Annotated in this window: 15 protein-coding genes; 8 read left to right on the forward strand and 7 right to left on the reverse strand. The window is 40.6% G+C overall.

The genetic code is table 11. The features are described 5' to 3' along the window. The first annotated feature begins 51 nt into the window (after positions 1–51). Positions 52–1092, forward strand: coding sequence for a DUF2971 domain-containing protein (locus GVX98_RS05125; RefSeq protein ID WP_159127429.1), 1041 nt, complete (start codon positions 52–54; stop codon positions 1090–1092). A 34-nt stretch (positions 1093–1126) separates the two neighbouring features. Here GVX98_RS05125 and GVX98_RS05130 read toward each other — a convergent pair whose 3' ends face one another. After that, positions 1127–1915: a pseudouridine synthase gene (locus GVX98_RS05130; protein ID WP_159127430.1), complete on the reverse strand. Its 789-nt coding sequence runs from the start codon at positions 1913–1915 to the stop codon at positions 1127–1129. Between the two features lie 197 nt (positions 1916–2112). Here GVX98_RS05130 and icd point away from each other — a divergent pair, with 197 nt between their 5' ends. The 3 genes from icd to GVX98_RS05140 all read left to right on the forward strand — a co-directional run bounded on the left by icd (position 2113) and on the right by GVX98_RS05140 (position 4725). Further along, positions 2113–3366, forward strand: a complete 1254-nt coding sequence (gene icd, locus GVX98_RS05135; protein ID WP_005401098.1) for an NADP-dependent isocitrate dehydrogenase — start codon at positions 2113–2115, stop codon at positions 3364–3366. Positions 3367–3649: 283 nt separating this feature from the next. Continuing rightward, positions 3650–3823, forward strand: a complete 174-nt coding sequence (locus GVX98_RS16735; RefSeq protein WP_004696738.1) for a hypothetical protein — start codon at positions 3650–3652, stop codon at positions 3821–3823. Between the two features lie 350 nt (positions 3824–4173). Continuing rightward, positions 4174–4725 (forward strand): M23 family metallopeptidase, encoded by a 552-nt coding sequence (locus tag GVX98_RS05140; protein ID WP_159127431.1) that lies wholly within the window; start codon positions 4174–4176, stop codon positions 4723–4725. A 216-nt stretch (positions 4726–4941) separates the two neighbouring features. On the opposite strand, the gene GVX98_RS05145 is transcribed toward GVX98_RS05140, so the two are convergent. Then, on the reverse strand, positions 4942–6144 hold the full coding sequence (locus GVX98_RS05145) for a YbfB/YjiJ family MFS transporter (protein ID WP_159127432.1): 1203 nt from the start codon (positions 6142–6144) through the stop codon (positions 4942–4944). A 108-nt stretch (positions 6145–6252) separates the two neighbouring features. Continuing rightward, positions 6253–6858 carry a flavin reductase family protein gene (locus GVX98_RS05150; RefSeq protein WP_159127433.1) on the reverse strand — a complete coding sequence of 202 codons (606 nt, stop codon included), beginning with the start codon at positions 6856–6858 and terminating at the stop codon, positions 6253–6255. Between the two features lie 159 nt (positions 6859–7017). Here GVX98_RS05150 and GVX98_RS05155 point away from each other — a divergent pair, with 159 nt between their 5' ends. The 3 genes from GVX98_RS05155 to GVX98_RS05165 all read left to right on the forward strand — a co-directional run bounded on the left by GVX98_RS05155 (position 7018) and on the right by GVX98_RS05165 (position 12310). Continuing rightward, positions 7018–8406, forward strand: a complete 1389-nt coding sequence (locus GVX98_RS05155) for an L-cystine transporter (protein ID WP_159127434.1) — start codon at positions 7018–7020, stop codon at positions 8404–8406. A 152-nt stretch (positions 8407–8558) separates the two neighbouring features. After that, positions 8559–9386, forward strand: a complete 828-nt coding sequence (locus GVX98_RS05160; RefSeq protein ID WP_159127435.1) for a PhzF family phenazine biosynthesis protein — start codon at positions 8559–8561, stop codon at positions 9384–9386. A gap of 146 nt (positions 9387–9532) precedes the next feature. Next, positions 9533–12310 (forward strand): pitrilysin family protein, encoded by a 2778-nt coding sequence (locus GVX98_RS05165; protein ID WP_159127436.1) that lies wholly within the window; start codon positions 9533–9535, stop codon positions 12308–12310. A 90-nt stretch (positions 12311–12400) separates the two neighbouring features. Here GVX98_RS05165 and GVX98_RS05170 read toward each other — a convergent pair whose 3' ends face one another. Both GVX98_RS05170 and GVX98_RS05175 read right to left on the reverse strand, forming a co-directional pair. Beyond that, positions 12401–13465: an amidohydrolase gene (locus GVX98_RS05170; RefSeq protein WP_159127437.1), complete on the reverse strand. Its 1065-nt coding sequence runs from the start codon at positions 13463–13465 to the stop codon at positions 12401–12403. 121 nt (positions 13466–13586) lie between these two features. Next, positions 13587–13982, reverse strand: a complete 396-nt coding sequence (locus GVX98_RS05175; protein ID WP_004696747.1) for a DUF3144 domain-containing protein — start codon at positions 13980–13982, stop codon at positions 13587–13589. Positions 13983–14096: 114 nt separating this feature from the next. Here GVX98_RS05175 and GVX98_RS05180 point away from each other — a divergent pair, with 114 nt between their 5' ends. Then, entirely contained in the window at positions 14097–14729 is a 633-nt protein-coding gene (locus tag GVX98_RS05180) for a hypothetical protein (RefSeq protein ID WP_159127438.1), read from the forward strand. A gap of 71 nt (positions 14730–14800) precedes the next feature. Here GVX98_RS05180 and GVX98_RS05185 read toward each other — a convergent pair whose 3' ends face one another. Both GVX98_RS05185 and GVX98_RS05190 read right to left on the reverse strand, forming a co-directional pair. Further along, on the reverse strand, positions 14801–16261 hold the full coding sequence (locus tag GVX98_RS05185) for a CHAD domain-containing protein (protein WP_159127439.1): 1461 nt from the start codon (positions 16259–16261) through the stop codon (positions 14801–14803). Positions 16262–16656: 395 nt separating this feature from the next. Continuing rightward, entirely contained in the window at positions 16657–18117 is a 1461-nt protein-coding gene (locus tag GVX98_RS05190) for a CYTH domain-containing protein (protein WP_159127440.1), read from the reverse strand. Positions 18118–18356: the final 239 nt, after the last annotated feature.

Raw genomic sequence — 18356 nt, forward strand, 5'->3', positions numbered from 1 at the left:
ATATAATTAATGTAAAACGTATTGGATTTAGATTTAAAGAAGAAAAAGTAGATGAAAGTTTATAAATATAGATATGGCTCAAAACGTGATTTAGAGTCATTAGAACAAGATTATTTTTATGCTCCGCATCCATCTAAACTTAACGATCCATGTGAAAATTTATTTGATGTAGCAGGTATTGAACAAACTTTAGCACAGTTAGCTAGCATGAGTTCTGTTTCTACAAAATTGCTTTCTGAAAGTTTTTTTACTTTATTTACACAAATACAAGAAAATGTGGGTATTTATTCTCTAAGTAAGACAGTTTTAGATGAGCTCCTTTGGGCATATTATGCAAATTCTCATACAGGTTTCTCTATTGAATATGATTTAGAGAAATTAGGTGAATTGACCAAAATTGCTGGCTCTTTTGATGTTTTATATGAGCGTTGTATTCCTCAAATAACCTTCGGTGACTTGATTGGTGTTCAGAGTGATGTCATTAAAATTTTACAGCTTACATCTGGATCCAAATCAAAAAGATGGCAGCATGAAGATGAAATAAGAGTAATCATGGATCATTTTGGTAAGGTTGAATATGACTTTAAGGCAGTAAAAGCAATTTATTTTGGTTTAAGAATGCCGAAAAAATTGCAAGATTTGCATGAAGATAATGCAAAATTACCTGATCATTTATCTCAAGTGTGTCAAGAGCAAGTCATGCAGGTTTTAAAAGGCAGGGGTGTTAAATATTATCAAATGGTGTTAAAGCCAAATTCTTATGAGTTTGACTATGTTCAAGTTGAAGATTTATATAAGGATGCTGAGAAATATAAAGCGGATGTAAAATTTTTAGACAAGTCATGTATTGACTACAATGGTTATGGTTGGAATATAAACCCAAGTTATTTTGATAAAGTCGCTGAAATAATTTGTAGAGAACCGTATTTTTATGAAATAAATAGTATACATGTTTCAAAAGACCAATCGAGCTATAGAAAAGAGCCAATAATCTTTGCTGGATTTCGCAAGGCTGAGAAGGATTGGACACAAATTAAAAGATATTTCTCACTTGCAGAGATAGATCAAATTTATAATCTATTAAATTTATAAAGCCCACTGACGTGGGCTTTAAAACAATCAAATCTTAACGACCATTACGTCCGCGACCACGTGGCGCTTTTGCATTGGGGCGTGTAGTACCATTAGTTTTACGTTTTGGCTTCTCGTTTTCGTCCATTTGCCAAATACGCTTTGTACCTGACTTTTTCACAGAACCATCTTTATTCTTGCGAACCATAGGTTTACCACCGGTACCACCTGGTTTTTTCACATAAGAGCGTGAACGATAAGGTTCTTCAGCAGGAATGTTTTGAAAGTCAGGGTATAAAAGTGGCTCGATTTCTTTGGTTTCGCCCGGTTGTAAACCCATTTGAACCAAATCAATTGCACCAATTTTAGTACGGATTAAACGTAAAGTAGGAAAACCTACAGCAGCAGTCATACGACGTACTTGACGGTTACGGCCTTCACAAATTGAAATTTCGACCCAAGAAGTCGGCACAGACGCACGGAAACGTACAGGAGGATCACGCTCCCATAACCACTCAGGTTGTTCAACTTTAGATGCTTCAGCAGGTAAAGTTATACCATCTTTAAGTTCCACACCTTTACGCAACTGCTCAAGGGCTTCTTCAGTGACATCACCTTCAACTTGAACCAAATATGTTTTAAATTTTTTATTGGCAGGATTGGTGATGTATTGGTTCAAACCACCATGGTCGGTTAAAAATACCAAGCCTTCAGAGTCCATATCCAAACGACCAGCCAATCGTAAAGTTGAGTCGCTGACAAAGTCAGACATCGTCATATGTGCTTCATCTTTACGGAACTGGGAGAGGACGTCATAGGGCTTATTCAGGATGACGATTTTCATAGTCAATAACTTCTGTAATTACATAAAATAAGAAATATCAAGATTTATTTAATAGAGAAATGTAGTTATTTCTCGTATAAATCTCAAAAACAGCGGAATTCGATTAAGCTATTATGCGATAAGAAGAGTGGAAAGTATTGTCTATCGGCAATTATTTTTTAAATTTGCTAATTATAATAAAAGGGAGCGCCTGCAAAATGGGTTATCAGAAGATCATCGTTCCTGCGGATGGTAGTAAAATTACCGTAAACGCAGATTTATCATTAAATGTTCCAAATCAACCGATTATTCCTTTTATTGAAGGCGATGGTATTGGTGTCGACATTACACCAGCCATGAAAACTGTAGTAGATGCTGCAGTACAAAAAGCATATGGTGGTAAACGCTCGATTGAGTGGATGGAAGTCTACTGCGGTGAAAAAGCCAATAAAATTTATGGCTCTTATATGCCAGAAGAAACTTTTGATGCGTTACGCGAGTTCGTGGTTTCAATTAAAGGCCCTTTAACCACACCTGTCGGTGGGGGCATTCGTTCTTTGAACGTGGCGCTACGCCAAGAATTAGATTTGTACGTATGTGTACGCCCTGTACGTTGGTTTGAAGGGGTACCATCACCTGTTCAGCACCCTGAACTGACCGATATGGTCATTTTCCGTGAAAATTCAGAAGATATTTATGCAGGAATCGAATGGAAAGCCGACTCTCCTGAAGCAAAGAAAGTGATTAAGTTCCTCAAAGAAGAAATGGGCGTGACTAAAATCCGCTTTGAAGATAACTGTGGTATCGGGATTAAGCCTGTATCGAAAGAGGGAACGCAGCGCCTTGTGCGTAAAGCGATTCAGTTTGCGATTGATAATGATAAGCCGAGTGTGACCTTGGTTCACAAAGGCAATATCATGAAATATACCGAAGGGGCGTTTAAAGAGTGGGGCTATGAACTTGCGATGGACCGTTTCGGTGGTGAGCTCATTGATGGCGGGCCATGGGTAAAAATTAAAAACCCAAAAAATGGTAAAGACATCATCATTAAAGATGTGATTGCCGATGCATTCTTGCAACAGATTTTAATGCGTCCTGCGGACTATTCAGTGATTGCGACTTTAAACCTGAATGGTGACTATATTTCTGATGCGCTGGCTGCTGAAGTCGGAGGGATTGGTATCGCGCCGGGTGCGAATATTGGTGGGGCGATTTCTGTTTATGAAGCCACGCACGGAACAGCGCCAAAATATGCCGGTCAAGATAAAGTCAACCCAGGCTCTATTATTCTTTCTGCTGAAATGATGCTACGAGATATGGGCTGGGTAGAGGCGGCAGATTTGATCATTAAGGGGATTTCAGGGGCAATTGAGGCGAAAACAGTCACTTATGATTTTGAGCGATTAATGCCGAATGCAACCTTATTGCGTTGTTCGGAGTTTGGAGAGGCTATCATTGCAAATATGGAATAAGTTTTAAGCTGAATTGGTAGAAGCCCGCACATACTGCGGGTTTTCTTTTGTTGTGTTGAAAATAGCTCTGGAAATAGGTTTGCAATGTAAAACTAGGTTAAAGGATTTGTGCTTTCAGTGAGTATAGGTAAGGTTAAATAAAAAGGAGAGTTGATTCTTAACCACAATTTATATATGTAATTACAATGAAGTACTTTGATACAGCTTATAGCTTGGGTTTTTAGCTGAGTGATGTATGGTGGTCTTTGTCGAATGTTACGGCAGATGATAAAGGAGTAGTCTCATGGCTAATCAACAAAATCAACAGCAGAACAATCAGCAGCAACGTCAACAACAACCGAATCAACCGCAAGAACAACCAGACCAGCAACAACAGCAACAACAACCCAAACCAAATCAAGGCCAGCAAAAACAGCCGAATCAAAACCAACCGAACCCAGATCAGCAACAACGCTAGGCGTATTGCTATTTCATGAACGAATGTTAAAGGCATTTCAAGGAAGAATCGATCAAAGGGAGTTGAACCAAAGGAGGATCCTATGTCGAATAATGTCGTGAAAACATTAAAACAGAAGATCAAAGCACGTTTAAAAAAGATCTCTAAGCATCAGTCTAAGCTGAAAGCCTTAGAGAAAAAACTGAAGAAGCGTAAGTAGTTTTACGTGGTTTATTCGAAGCAAAGCCCTCATTTTATATGAGGGCTTTGCCGTTACATATATAAGATATCTTTCAATATATGAGGCATTTAGTATGAAAAGGTAACTTTATCTTATTTTAATATCTAAAAATTAGCTGAGTAGTTGAATCATGCCTCGTTTAGTTCTGATTGGAGCTATTTTAAGTATAAGTCTGCTGATGAGTGGATGTCAGCCACCCGCTTCGGGTGAAGCAGCAGGTTTGAGTTATCCATATTTATATTGGCAGTTATATAATACGCCTTTAGCAAAGAATTTAAATGTGCCTGTACAAGGTGTAAGCCATAAGCAGATACAAGATACTTGGGGAGCAGCACGTGGTCAGGGACGAAAACATCAAGGTATTGATATCTTCGCTAAACGTGGTACACCTGTCTTAAGTGCTACATCAGGCATTGTCTTGGATGTCGGCCTCAATAGTCTAGGTGGACAAGTAGTATGGGTAATGGGACCAAACTTAAGCCGTCACTACTATGCACATTTAGATGCTTATGCGCCTGATATTCAAGCGGGTGATTGGGTTGAAGTGGGAGAGGTCTTGGGCTATGTCGGGAACACGGGCAATGCCAAGAATACACCACCACATTTGCACTATGGAATTTATATGACTGGGAAAGGAGCTGTGAATCCTTATCCATATTTAACTTTAAATGCATTGAAATAACCGAGCTTTGATTTACAGCTGTAAAAGTTTGAATGCGTTCATTGTATTGGTCATAGAAGGTACACAACTGGGTTCTTTTCTTATTCTTACATTGTTCATTTGTAGTATTTAGAGATAAGTTAAAAATACCACAGGTATTTAACAAGGACGACTCTCTATAACGTAACCTACTAACGTAAGTTACAACTCTTTTTCGATTTCCTTTTATGTGAAAGCTTAAAAGGGCTCTTTTTTAGTTGTTGGATTGGAGGTGGATGTCCTACGAGTAAAATAAAATAGTTGCAGTGTTCCTAAACCGAGTACTCCCGCAGCAAGCATAAACTGAAAGTGATATGACCAACCCAAATGCTGCAAGGTACTAAAACTTAAACCACCGACCAGCTGGACCGTTGCAAAGCTGAGTGTTGCCATACTCCACAACTTTTTATAGGCCAAGCCGTAGAGTTGTAAGATAGTGTAGGAGGTGAGAAAGACCACCGCAGGGTTCAGTAGGCCTGTGAGAAATGAGGACATGAGCGTAAATACAGGCGAAAAACTCAGAACCGCAATAAAAACTGCCGCAATATAGACACTGTATAAAATCTTTAAAGCCAGAAAGTTGCCAAATTTACGCGCTAAAGCATAAGCTGTCGCTGCACCCAAAGCGCTGCCTAAGCCATATAAAATCCAGTTAAAATTGATCCAATATAAATTTAGCGTTAACACATGGCTTAAATAATCAATCCAAAACAAAGAATGGGGAATATACGCAAAGGCGCTGCAGGCATAAACAATGAGTAAGCTATAGTAAATTTTATTCACTGTATAAGTCTGGGGCTGGCTTGTAGGGATACTGTGCAGTTGCTTTTGGAAAGGGTGAACAAGTATCCATAATAACCATGTAATGACAAATGCAAAGCCACAGAGAATGAACCATGCACTACTGATTGCAATACGGTCTAAATACGGCATAAACAGCGTGGCTGCCAATACACCAATTCCTATTCCGCTAAATCCAATGAGATTAATTTTAAAACGGTGCTGTAACTCACTGCACTGCGCCACAATACTGGGCGATAGAATCATCAGCAAACCACCGCCGATACCTGAAATGATGCGCCACACCAAATACCAAACTTCGTTAAAATGCGCAAATGCACAGGCAAACAGGCTGATTGAACCAAAGAGCGCAGCAAAAATGATATAGATCGGCATTTTTGCATTCTGTGGCAACTTCATCGCCCAAAATGCTCCGATCAGATAACCCAGCAGATTGGCGCTACCGAGTAGGCTGGCGAAATTGTGTGACCATTCATAGGCTTCGCGTGTGGACGGCAGTAGCGCGGTATAAGAAAAACGTAAGATGCCAATTCCCAAGCACATACTCAGGCAGAGAAAGAGACTCAGTTGTACGGTGCTTGAGAACGTCCTGTTCATCATAATTTGACTATTTGTTTAAAAAATACACTTGAACTATAAGATGAAATTTACAATAAAACAATCGAGTGATGTTCGCCTTTAGTCGAGCGGAGTAAAGGTGAAGTCAATTTACTCTGTGTCTTTAAGTGTATTGATATCCACCGCATTACCAATGGTATAAAAATGTCCGCCTGCAACATGGTGGATGCTTTTCCATTCATCTGCGGCTTCATGGTAGTACCAATGGCCATCTCTAAAAACCCGATCATCTGCATAAGCGGCAATGACTTTGCCAATAAACAAGTCATGTTGCTGTTGATTATGTGGTTCAGGAATAAGTTCACACAGAATCCATGCACTACAGCCTTCAACCACTGGAATTGGGCTGTGACCAAACTGAAAAAGTTCGACTCCACACTGACGTAACTTTTCAGGAGCATCATATTGACTGATCATGCCCAGTGCGTAGACCATTTTCAGCTGTTTAAGTGTAGGGACTTGCAGCGCAAACAAACCCGATTTTTCAATAATACTGCGGGTTTTTGTCGATTTATCCAGTACAACCGTCACTTTGGCTGGGCTAAACTCTAGGGCGCATGCCCAAGCCGCGGCCATGACATCGGTGCTTTCATCATCTTGACTGGAAACCAGCACGGTTGGGCCGTGGTTGAGTAGCCGATATGCTTTTTCTAAAGGGACGGGCAGAATGTGGGGATTAAGCAGAGATTGATTCATGTAAAAGAACACTTTAACAGCCGTTTAAATGCTTTATACCACATTCTAAAAATGCCAATTCAGTCTAAATTTGTACATTCAGCGTGGAATATGGCTCAAAACAGTAAGCCCGTTTAAATTTTGATTTATAATTATGACAGCATTATTTAGGGAAACAATATGAATATCCCCTTAATCGTCAATGTCATCATTTTTATTGCATTGCTTTTTTTACTGGGCCGAACCCGTAAAACCGATTGGAGTTTAGCGAAGAAAGTACTGGCAGGTCTCTGTCTTGGTATTGTTTTTGGTCTCGCTTTACATGGGTTTTATGGTACGAATTCGCCTGTACTACAAGAGTCGGTACAGTGGTTTAATTTGGTCGGTAAAGGCTATGTCAAACTACTACAAATGGTGGTGATGCCTTTGGTATTTGTTTCCATTTTAGGCGCTGTGATTAAGCTACACGATGCAGGTTCATTGGGTAAAATTAGTTTTATCAGTATTGGAACTTTGTTATTTACCACAGCGATTGCTGCATTTGTCGGTGTGGTAGTGACCAATCTGTTCGGCTTAACCGCGGCAGGTTTGGTACAAGGGACACAAGAAACTGAACGTTTAAATACGATTCAAACTGACTATGTCGGGCAAGTCGCTGACTTGCAAGTGCCTGATTTATTTCTGTCATTTATTCCGAGCAATCCTTTTGCTGAGCTGACAGGGGCACATCCAACCTCAATTATCAGTGTAGTCATTTTTGCAGTGTTTTTAGGCATTGCAGGTTTGAACCTCATGAAAGCGGATGCTGATAAAGGACAAAAACTGTTGTCTGCAATTGATATCTTGCAAGCGTGGGTCATGAAGTTGGTGCGTCTAATTATGATGCTCACGCCTTACGGTGTGTTCGCACTCATGACTAATATTGTGGCCAATTCTAAAATGGCGGACATCTTAAACTTAGGTGGCTTCTTGGTTGCGTCTTATATCGGTTTGGCGATTATGTTTATCGTGCACGCCGTGATTTTGGCGCTCACAGGTATGAACCCAATTCAGTTCTTTAAAAAGGTTTGGCCTGTGCTGACCTTTGCATTTACCAGCCGTTCAAGTGCTGCGAGTATTCCTTTAAATATTGAAGCGCAAACACGACGTCTGGGCGTGCCTGAGTCGATTGCCAGCTTTTCAGCATCATTTGGTACGACCATTGGGCAAAATGGCTGTGCGGGGCTGTATCCTGCGATGCTGGCCGTTATGGTTGCACCGACAGTGGGTATTAATCCGCTCGATCCGCTTTGGATTTTGACTTTGGTTTGTGTCGTGACCTTGAGCTCGATTGGGGTGGCAGGTGTAGGTGGTGGAGCAACATTTGCAGCACTGATTGTCCTGCCGATGTTGGGCTTGCCTGTGACTTTGGTTGCACTACTTATTTCAATTGAGCCTTTAATTGATATGGGGCGTACAGCTTTGAATGTGAATGGTTCTATGACCGCAGGTGTCGTGACCAGCCAAGTCTTAGGTCAAACGGATAAGCGTATTTTTGAGCAAGACAATGTGGACTTAAAAGAAGTCTAAGCTGAGAAATATATAGCTTATGAACTGAAAAGAAGCCTATCTTCATGATTAGGCTTCTTTTTATTGGGCGTGTATCCATAAATGACGAAAAACTGTATCTACTTTTTTGCGCAGTTTTTTGCAAAATAAAGCTTCAATTTAGGAGAAAAACGATGAAAATGTATCAAGTCGATGCCTTTACAACTGAATTATTCAAAGGTAATCCTGCCGCTGTGATTGTACGTGATGAATGGTTAGCAGTAGATTTGATGCAGAATATTGCCTTGGAAAATAATTTGGCAGAAACGGCTTTTGTGAAAGTCATTGATGCTGAAAACTATGAAATTCGTTGGTTTACCCCTCAGGTTGAAGTGGACTTTTGTGGGCACGCGACTTTAGCCAGTAGTTTCGTCCTGTTTCGGGATTATACCGATGCTAAACGTATCCAGTTTCATGTAAAAGACTTGGGTATTTTTATCATTGATCAAGATGTTGACGGCAAGATTCATATGAATTTTCCAATTCGTGCACCGCAAAAGTTAGAAGACTATCCTGCGGAAATTCATGAATTGGTCGATTGTGAAATTAAAGAAGTCTATTTAAACCCACAGGCTTATATTTTAGTGTGTGAGTCTGAGCAGGCGGTTAAGGATGCCAAACCGAACTTAGATAAAATTCGTCAAATGGCAGAAAAGCACAAAGTCAGTACTGCTATTACTGCCGAAAACTTGGATGTTACCCTGACTTCAACGTCTCAAGACTATGATTATATCGCGCGTTATTTCGCACCGCATAAAGGTATCAATGAAGACCCTGTGACAGGCTCCATGCATACAGGTCTTGCACCACTGTGGGCGGAGAAGTTGGGTAAAACCTCATTGATTGCCTATCAGGCATCAAGTCGTGGTGGATTACTGTACTGTGATATTCAGTCTGAAACGCGGATCCAAATTTCTGGCTATGCCAAGTTATATATGACGGCTGAACTTTACTTAGATTAAGTTGCAATTCTCTTAAATTAAAACTACTGGTGAAAAATAAGTATTGATTAAAATGCTATTTTTCACCAAATTACTATAAAAATAATTTCACTTTCCTCTATGATGTTGAGAATCATTCATATTTTGTCGAATTATTTGGAAAAATAATGTTAATGCGTTTTAAAACATTGAGTTTGTCGGTATTGCTACTTGGCTTTGGGGGCACAGTATGGGCACAACCCGTATTGGTAAAATCGGAACAGAAAATTGAAGAATATAAATTAGATAACGGTTTACGTATTATTCTTGCGCCAAACGATAAAGAAAATAAAGTGTATATGAATATGGTCTATTTGACCGGTTCATTGAACGATCCCAAAGGTAAAGGCGGTTTAGCGCACCTACTGGAACATTTAGCGTTCAAGGGAACTCAAAATGTTCCAGGGGACGAGTTTCAGCGCCGTTTAGATCAATACGGTTTAATGAATAATGCCAGCACGGACTATTATTCAACCAAATATATTAATGTGGTTCGTCCTGAACAAAATGCGATTAATGAGCTGATTCATCTTGAAGCCGAGCGTATGGATGGCTTGGTGCTCCAAGAAAAATATGTACCGTCTGAGATCGCGATTGTGAAACGTGAACGTGAAGTCCGTATGGATCAGCCTTTTTCAGTGCTCATGGATCAGATGTGGAAGTCCGCTTATGGCAATCAATATTTAGGGCGTTTACCGATTGGTGATTTAAACGAGTTACAGTCAATCAAAATGGCTGAACTAAATAAGTTTTATCGTGACTGGTATGCACCGAATAATGCGGTGTTTGTCATTTCGGGTAAGTTTGACCAAGCTGCTGTACTGAAGCAGATTGATGAAAAGTTTAGTGCGATTAAAGCGCGTGCTGTGCCTGCGAAAGTTAAAGTACCTGTCTTAGATGCCAGCAAGATTCAAGATCGCCAGTTTGTGGTGAAAAAAGGCAGTAACTTAGCCAAATATAATATTTACCTGAATGGTAAAAACGAGAACATTAAGACCGCGTTGGCGGTGTCACCGTATTTATATACCATGCAACCCAGTGGGCATTTGTACCAAAGCATTGTAGAAACGGGAACGGCGACAGCAGTTCAGTCAACCACATGGTTAGACCAAGATTTCAATATGGTGTTTATGGGCGCAGTTTATGCACCTAACCATGATGTAAAGAAAGTCGAGTCAGCTTTGGTTACTGGGGTAGAAAAAACACCAAGCTTCAACGAGGTTGAGCTCAACCGCGTGAAGAGCATGATTAAAAATGCCCAAGAAAGCATGTTCAGCAGCGCAACGGCAGTCGGTGGCATGCTCAGTGACTACGTGGTTTCTGCCAATGGTGATTGGACACAATACTTTAAAGATCAGCAACAGTTACAACAGCTCAGCGTTACACAAGTCAATCAACGCTTAGATGACTTTTTAGTACCTGAGCATCGTATTTCAGGCACTATTTTACCGACCCCAGAAGATCAGAAAAAGGCACTTGAACAAGCGGCAGCAGCGACCCCAGCAAAAACTTTAGACCAACAAGCCGTGGCTGAAGAACCATTGAAAGATGTCAGTGCGTATAAGGCAGAAGTGGCTGGATATGTAAAAAGCTCAAAGCAATATCTAGAAAGTGCTGAAAAACAAATTCAGCGTGGCAAGTTAAAAAATGGCATGCAATATGCGCTGTACCCAAGTACTACGCGTGATGATAAGACTTATGCCACCATTTCGATTGATTTTGGTACTGCAGAAAGTTTGTTTAATAAAGCAGAGTTATTAGACCTAACTTCTTATTTACTGCTCAGAGCGTCAACTCAATATAGCTTGCAAGATATTGCCGATCATTCTATAGATGCGGGTGGTGGTGCAAGTGCAGCAAGTAATGGCAATGGGATTAATATTTCAATCGTGGCGAAGAAAGAAAAGTTTGATGAATTTTTTAACTTCGTGATCGATGTACTTAAAAATCCAACCTTTGAACAAAGCCAGTTTGATTTGATTAAGTCACAAAGCTTAGCAAGTCTGGATCGACCGTATACAGAACCTGAAACTGTAGCGGCTTTAACCATTGCTCGTTTACTTGAAACTTATCCAATTGGGGATATTCGACATCACTTCGAGCCTGAATATGTCAAGAAGCAGTATCAGGCCGCAACACAAGCTCAGGTTAAACAGCTGTATCAGCAGTTTTTCGCGATGAATCATGCACAAATTTCGGTGACGGGTGTGATTGATACGAAAAAGATGAAAAAGACTTTAAATCAGGCTTTTGCAAACTGGAACTCGGCAGCGCCTTATCAGCGGATTACTTCTGACTTTACTGCATATAAAGCACAGCGTGTACATGCACTGTCAGAGCAGCGTGAGTTTGGTAGCTATCAGAGCATTATGACGTTCCCTGTGGGCACATACCACCCAGATGCACCTGCTTTACAGGTACTCGAGCACATCTTAGGTGAGTCGCAGTTGTCTTCTCGTTTGGCGCAAGAGCTACGTGAAAAGAATGCCTTGGTCTATGGTTTTGGCAGTAGTATTTCGCTGGATGACTGGACGGAGTCAGGAGCGCTAACGATTGATGCAAACTATAGCGCAGGCAAATCGGCTCAAGTGTCTCAGGCGGTCTATAAAGTGTTGAATGAGTTACTGGCAAAAGGCGTTACTGAACAGGAAGTGGAAGCTGCCAAGGCTGATATTTTGAAAAAGCGTGTGACTGCACTTGAAGATAGTCGCAATATCCATCGCATGTTGATTCCTCAAATGAAGCGTAATCGTACTTTACTGGATCGTGAACAACGTGATTTAGCATTGGCAAAAATTAGTAAAGCCGATGTTGATGCGGTGATTCAGAAGTATATTAAGCTGGATCAGTTGGTTGAAGTGATGGCTGACCAATATGGCAAAGCGCAACCAGCGCTGAAAAAGTAAAGATTTCAGTTTTCATTTAAAAAGAACCCCTCAAAATTGAGGGGTTCTTTTTGTTATAGCTTTTAGAAATTAGTTTTCTTATTTTTTCAATTAAAGCCGATAAAACTGTTTGGCATTGTGATGGAATACGCGTTTTAAAGCATCAGGGTCATAGGCTGCGACGACATCGCTAAAGGCATCGATAATATTCACCAACGATGTACTGACCGAATCCATCGGAAAGTTAGAGGCAAACATCACCCGATAGGTGCCAAAACAGGCGAGGGCATGTGTAATCATGGGATGTGCAAAGTCAAAGACTTCTTGTTTGGAAGCCAGTCGGCCTTCTTTATGAAAACGATGTCCTAATACAGGCATGAAAAGCCCTGACATTTTGGTATAGACATTCGGATAGCTTGCAAGTTCAGCTAAGTCGTCTTTCCAACGGAAGAAAATATTTTCCCGCGCCGTTTGTGTCATCCCTGTATTTGCACCAATTGGGCCAAATAAACCTGCGGGTGTACCCAAATGATCCAGCACAATGGAAGTTTCTGGGAACTGCTTGGCCAGATAAATCACATCTTCAAGCTGTGTCGAATAAACCCAAGCATCAAAACTCAAGTTGTATTGGGACAGTACTTCGAAGCCTTTGAGAAATTTTTTATTGCGATATAAGTGTGGCTCATCTGTCCACGCATGGATTTCTTTGTCTTCATGAAAAGACGCCATTTTACGAATACCACGAAAGTGTGGTGAAGCTTTATGGTGTAATTTTAGGATCTTTTTAAAGTTACGATCACGTGGGTCAGCTGTTGCGACAATGCCACCCAATTTGACCGTATCTACCCCAAAAGCTAAAGACTCGATAAACTGAGTTTCCTCAACCACACCTTTGCCTTTGCTGTGATGCCAACTGGCTTCAACATGTACCACTTGTTCTATTGAGTATGGGCCAGTATCGCGTTTATAGTCTTGGGGCAAATAAGGACGTGTGATATGACGGGTTAGACCGATGGTTTCAATCAGATCTTTAGGTTTCACCAAACGAACCATTTTGTCCAAAAGCTTAGGATGCTTGCCCAATAATTTGACTGCCAAAGCCGCTGCATGTGGCGTGTTATAGGGATCCCACTGGTGGATGTGTGGATCGATGAGTGCAAAGTCCAAATGCTGCATGTTCTTCCCTAAGTCATATTCCTTAGCGATTACCTTACTGTAAATTGAGGTGTTGCAACATTGTATTTCGTTTCAAATATGACGAAATGAAAAAAGCCTGCACGAGGCAGGCTTGGATTGATCAGTGATCGTGTTTGTGGTCATGCTTGTTGGCATGAAATTCTTCGTTATGACGGAAACGAAGGTAGTTCTCAAACTGTTCACAATATTCATCATAGTTGTCTTCAAGCATCATTTGGAACTGTTGCAAAATATAAGACATCACTTGCTCTTTGGCATCACGCATTTCATCGCCATCTTTAAAATTGTTGGCTGCCACCCATGTGTTAAAACGGGCTGTACCAAACAACATCGCAGCACTCACTTGGCCACGTATTTCAGCAGGTTTCACTTGTGAACCTTTTTCAGTGCGACAAAAATCGTTTGCTTGCTTAATAAATTCATCTGCACGTTCAAAAAAAGCAGCATTCAACGCTTCTTCTTCGGTTACATCTGTTGCTTCAATCTTCTGAACCATGAACTTGTCCTAAAATACATAAATAACTCAGACTGCATTATAGGCAAAGCCTTGCAGAAACTAAACCTTTGCCTTAATCTAAAAATAGCCTAAGCAATAAAATAGAGAATATCCATGCAAGACGCGATTGCGGTACAAAGTTTAAAAAGTGATATTGCCTTATTGCGTCAAAACATTTGGCCGCCACAAAATCTAGCCAATGTCGAAGGCTTACCGATCTACTATGGAACGAAAGCGGAAGTTGAGGACTACTACCGTCAGTGGACGGGTTTGATTGAGCGTGCACAAGACTTGTTCCAACCTTTTATGGAAGATGAAGTGTTGGATGCAATTCATTTACCCAGTCATTTGAACTTACCGCTGTTTTATTTTCACGTCGATCGTATTCGGATCAATAAAACCCGCGCCAAAGAGTCTAAAAGTTTTCGCGGTATTGCAAGTCTAATCGAAAAATGTGGGCAGTTTGAACCAGAGCAAATCCAAGCTATGCGCGCTTGGTTAGACAGCGACGATAACGCAGCCTTGGTTGCACATCGTGAGTTTATCGATCTCAGAACCTATGTCTTTCAACATGGACAGAGTGAATACACCCGTACCCGATTTTATGTAAATGGTATCGTGTTAAGTACCGAAGCACACTTTGAACTGGTTGATGCACGAGACAAACCACGTAAGCAGCGCAGTGATAGTTATAACGATCCCTTAGCAGATAACAATACGTGGAAAGTGTATGGAAAGTATCGTTAACTTAGGTGTAGACAGGGAATTAACCTATAGAAGAAATTTTTCGCTGCTGATGGATATTTTGATTTAAAAGACTATTTCAACGGTTTGGTTTGACTAAACTGTATCAGTTGTTGTTCAACCAATTTCAGCATTCTATTTTTTTCCGCGGCGATCCATCCTGTGGCAAAACTATAAGCGGCTTCTGGTTCAGGGGCTTGTTGAAATAAGGCGTCTGCAACGACTAAATCATTATAGTGCCCTAAGCTTTCTTGAACTGCTTTGAGTTTTTTCAAATAGGTTCTTAAAGCTTTTGCATCGAGTAAAGACGCCACAAACTCAACGCTATAACGCAGTTGTTTGACTTGTTTACGAATGCGGTGTTTTTCCTCATCTTCAAGCTGGCTAAAGTGCTCGGCATGTGCGCGTATTTTATGGTGTAAAGCCTGTATCACTTTGAGTGCATGTTTTTTTAGTTTGCTTTTTGAAGGCGAATCTAGTTCTTGCTCTGTAAATAAAATTAATTCAAGCCAAAGTTGCGTCGTTTCTGGTCGTTGGAACAGGGCGCAGACATCAGAGATTGCTTCTGTACTTGGTGCAAGATGGTCTAATAGATAACCTGCCTCAATCAGTTGGGGGAGTAAATCTTCGTTCAGCGCATCGATGTCGCGGGTTCCACCTAAGGCTTGAAAAATAGTGGTGAGTTCCGTGTTCCAGTGTGGTTGAATGTCCTCCGACCATGCAGCAAAACTTTTCAGTGCGGTACGTAAACGGCGGATTGCCACGCGGGCTTGGTGTATATGCTCACTGGAGTACTGCTGTCGAGCAATTGAACTGGCATTGGGAAGTAAGTGCTGTAGGCAATTGGCCAGTATGCTTTGTAGAGCCTCAACTTCGCTTGAACTTCTGTTCAGTACAAGAGGTATTTGATACTGCGCAGAAAAGGAACTTTGCTGACGAACGGCCTGAAGGCCATAGTCTGACTTGCTATGGGTGTCGAGACTTAGTTGGTATTTTTGAACCCAAGGTCGTATAAATGCGATCAAATCCTCTGTTGATCCTTGTTTTAATTCAAATTCGATCTCGAAAATATCAACACTGTTTTGTTCTTTAAAAATTTTGCCAATATCGAGAGCAATTTCAACTGTACTGCTTCCAACATCCTGCAAAACGCGTAAACGTTGGATGTTGGTTTCAAAGAGCAATTCAAGGGTTGGAAGTGGAAGCCCCAAAGCGCGTTTTAATTTTTTGTAGACAGCGGAATAATCTTTATAGTTATCTAAGTCGAGTCTAGTCGTTTCAGGTGGCGCTATATCAAATTCAAGTTCCAAGCGACTCAATACTTTTGCGGTATCCACTGCTTTGAAAGTTTGTTTCCATTCATCATTTTCCTGCCGACGTCGAATCGCGATGCAATGCTTAGCAAGTGTTTGATCCGCTGTATCAAAGTATTGGGCTGCTAAATGAATCGGCTCAGCCTTGAGCAGTGTAAACGCTTTTTGCAATGCATTACGCTTCTTAACTGGAACTTGAAACTTAAACTCAATCTCTTGCATAGCCCTGACTCATGACAACCTACGTTTTACTATATGCTAAATTGAGTAAAAAAAGGCCAGATTTGAATAGGTATAAGCTAAAAGAGCAGAAATAGTGGGCTAGATGTCACTTTTAAAATGAGATGGTGGTTAGAAATATCCAGAGTTAATAAGTACAGATGGTTACTTCGAAGTGATAATAAATTTACATTGAGTAGGAATGTATAGGCTTACTTTTTAAGAATAAAATGAATATAAAGCCTGTATTGTTTTGATAATAGGCCGTTTTGTCATAGATAAATTAGTGGTTTGAAGCGACCAACCATGATTTTCTATCATGGTTTTAGGTCTTATCAGGCTTTGTGGGGGACGATAGCAGTCATGTATTTAACATGACTGCTTTGGTATACAGAGCGTTATTTTAAGAATTTACGGCTAACTAAGAACTGTTCTGTCGCTTCTAAAAGTTTATCGGCATAAACTTCAAGCTTTGCTGTGAGCCAACCCAAAACAAACCAATCACTGGCTTCAAGTTCGGTCTGTTGAATGTATGCAGCTGAAGTCGCCAAGATTTGATATTCATGTGCAGCTTGTTGGGCATCATTCAACGCTTTACTGTATTTCTGCAAATTTTTCACATCATAAATTGACGTTAAAATAGGAAAGCTAAACTTCAATTCCTTAATTTTCTGCGCCAATACATCTAAGCTTTCAAAGTGACTAATATCCGCAGCATTTAAGCTTTCCTGTAGCTGTCGATATTGGTTTTGCAGGGTATTGTGCGCATAGGTTTTTAAATCCTGCTTCTGCACATGATCATGTGAGCTTAAACTAAAGGTTAATAACTCAAGATAATGATGGACGTTTTGGGTCGATTTAACTAAATTTCCAAGCTTTTCTTGAGCATATAAAATGTCTTTGGCAAGATTTTCTGTAGTGGTTGGATTCTGAAGAAAAGCGCCTAGGGTGCTTTGCATATGCTGCAAATGTTGTAAATGATCAAACTGATGCTTAAATGCGGCAAGTTGCATCGCCCATTTATCAGAAATATTGCTATTCCAGTCCTTAAACAAAGCTAAGGTTAGTTGTAAGTGCTCTAAAGAGGTTTGTGCCTGATCAATATGGCTTTGCTCAGCAACACCTGCTGAAATTGCAGCAATATTCGGCAGTAAATGCTGCATTTGCTGACCAATCAACAAACTCAGGTTATGTGCCGCACTTTCTTTTTTCGATAAGACAAACTCTTTTTCAAAACGTGCTGGACTTACAGTTTGCTCAAGTGCCAGTAGATTACCCATTTCGGCTTTGCTGCGGACATCTAACCACAGTTGATACTTCTTCACCCATTCAAAACTAAAAGCCAAAAGCGACTGAACAGAGCCTGATTTGAGTTCAAACTCTACCTCATGGATGGTCTGTTCTCGACCAGATGCACGAACCACACCAACATCCAAACAGACTTCAATTTCAGCATCTTCAAACTCAATGACGCGATAGGTACGTTGGATGTCCGTTTCAAAGGTTAGCTTTAACGCAGCTGCGTCCACTCCTAAAGCTTGGTTTAAAATTTGCTGAGCCTCTGGAATAGCTTGATAAATGCTTAAGTCCAGTTCAGGAGATGACTCTAACTCACCCAAATTATGATTATGTTCAAAACGGTGTAAATGACTTTTACCTGCGGCTTTGAGTGTTTGAATCCAGCTAGTACCCTCAAGACGCTGACGCAAAGCAGCGCCGTGTTGGGCCAAGAGGCGATCAGGCGTGTCAAAATACTTGGCTTGAAGTTGAATCGTTTCAGATTTTTTAGGATCTAAAGCTTTAAGAAGGGCGGTACGTCGTGTTTCGCTAATCTGAAATTTTAATTCAATTTCAACCATGAAAAATTCCTAATTTGAGGGGCTAGGTCAGTGCCAAGCCTTTATGTATTTAGATGCATGATCTGTAGTTTGTTTTTATGTGCACTAAAGGCACACCAATGGACCACTGGATTGTAGCGAAAAAGAGACAGTATGTAAGACTTGACGACACAATAAAACAAAGTTGCAGTGTGAGATTGATCAAAAAACAATTCTGCTTTTAGTGGAAATGCTGCCAGAGGCGATTGTACTTTCCTGAC

The organism is Acinetobacter sp. 8I-beige, from assembly GCF_902505955.1.
GTDB lineage: Bacteria > Pseudomonadota > Gammaproteobacteria > Pseudomonadales > Moraxellaceae > Acinetobacter > Acinetobacter johnsonii.